This window comes from Rathayibacter sp. AY1E2 (assembly GCF_002932325.1).
Classification (GTDB): Bacteria; Actinomycetota; Actinomycetes; order Actinomycetales; family Microbacteriaceae; genus Rathayibacter.
This window is the reverse complement of sequence record NZ_PSVO01000046.1, coordinates 1-1,583: the sequence shown is the minus strand read 5'-3', so window position 1 is coordinate 1,583 and position 1,583 is coordinate 1. Positions and strand designations below refer to the sequence as shown.

Genomic DNA, 1,583 nt, shown 5'->3' with positions numbered 1-1,583 from the left:
GATCCCTTCGGGGTGAAGCGTTGGGCCTAGCGTACGACCCCGTGCTGGTGCGTTTAGCGTATTAACAGGTGTGACGCAGGAAGGTAGCCGAGCCGGGCGATGGTTGTCCCGGTCTAAGGATGTAGGGCGAACGATAGGCAAATCCGTCGTTCATATAGCCTGAGATCTGATGGGTAGACGCAAGTCGAAATCGGTGATCCTATGCTGCCAAGAAAAGCATCGACGCGAGGTTCTAGCTGCCCGTACCCCAAACCGACTCAGGTGGTCAGGTAGAGAATACTAAGGAGATCGAGAGAATCGTGGTTAAGGAACTCGGCAAAATGCCCCCGTAACTTCGGGAGAAGGGGGGCCTGAGGCGTGAACGGACTTGCTCCGGGAGCGTTCGATGGCCGCAGAGACCAGTGGGAAGCGACTGTTTACTAAAAACACAGGTCCGTGCTAAGTCGCAAGACGATGTATACGGACTGACGCCTGCCCGGTGCTGGAAGGTTAAGAGGAACGGTTAGCCGCAAGGCGAAGCTGAGAATTTAAGCCCCAGTAAACGGCGGTGGTAACTATAACCATCCTAAGGTAGCGAAATTCCTTGTCGGGTAAGTTCCGACCTGCACGAATGGCGTAACGACTTCCCAGCTGTCTCAACCGCGAACTCGGCGAAATTGCATTACGAGTAAAGATGCTCGTTACGCGCAGCAGGACGGAAAGACCCCGTGACCTTTACTATAGTTTGGTATTGGTGTTCGGTGTGGCTTGTGTAGGATAGGTGGGAGACGTTGAAGCGGGCACGCTAGTGTTCGTGGAGTCATTGTTGAAATACCACTCTGGTCACTCTGGATATCTAACTTCGGACCCTAATCGGGTTCAGGGACAGTGCCTGATGGGTAGTTTAACTGGGGCGGTTGCCTCCCAAAGAGTAACGGAGGCGCCCAAAGGTTCCCTCAACCTGGTTGGCAATCAGGTGGCGAGTGTAAGTGCACAAGGGAGCTTGACTGTGAGACTGACAAGTCGAGCAGGGACGAAAGTCGGGACTAGTGATCCGGCAGTGGCTTGTGGAAGCGCTGTCGCTCAACGGATAAAAGGTACCTCGGGGATAACAGGCTGATCTTGCCCAAGAGTCCATATCGACGGCATGGTTTGGCACCTCGATGTCGGCTCGTCGCATCCTGGGGCTGGAGTAGGTCCCAAGGGTTGGGCTGTTCGCCCATTAAAGCGGTACGCGAGCTGGGTTTAGAACGTCGTGAGACAGTTCGGTCCCTATCCGCTGCGCGCGCAGGAAATTTGAGAAGATCTATCCCTAGTACGAGAGGACCGGGATGGACGAACCTCTGGTGTGTCAGTTGTTCCGCCAGGAGCACCGCTGATTAGCTACGTTCGGAACGGATAACCGCTGAAAGCATCTAAGCGGGAAGCCGGCTTCGAGATGAGATTTCCATCCCTTCGGGGGAGAGGCTCCCAGCCAGACGACTGGGTTGATAGGCCGGATGTGGAAGACAGGACTAAAGACTGTCGGAGCTGACCGGTACTAATAAGCCGATAACTTGATAATCACTACACTCATACCGTTGTAAAGGCTGGTAGGAGTGGTC

Annotated in this window: 1 rRNA gene (running past one end of the window); it reads left to right on the top strand. The window is 54.5% G+C overall.

Going from position 1 to position 1,583, the window contains the following annotated elements:
• Positions 1 to 1,543 (top strand): 23S ribosomal RNA (locus C5C49_RS16565) (it extends 1,553 nt beyond the left edge of the window).
• The last annotated feature ends 40 nt before the right edge of the window (positions 1,544 to 1,583 follow it).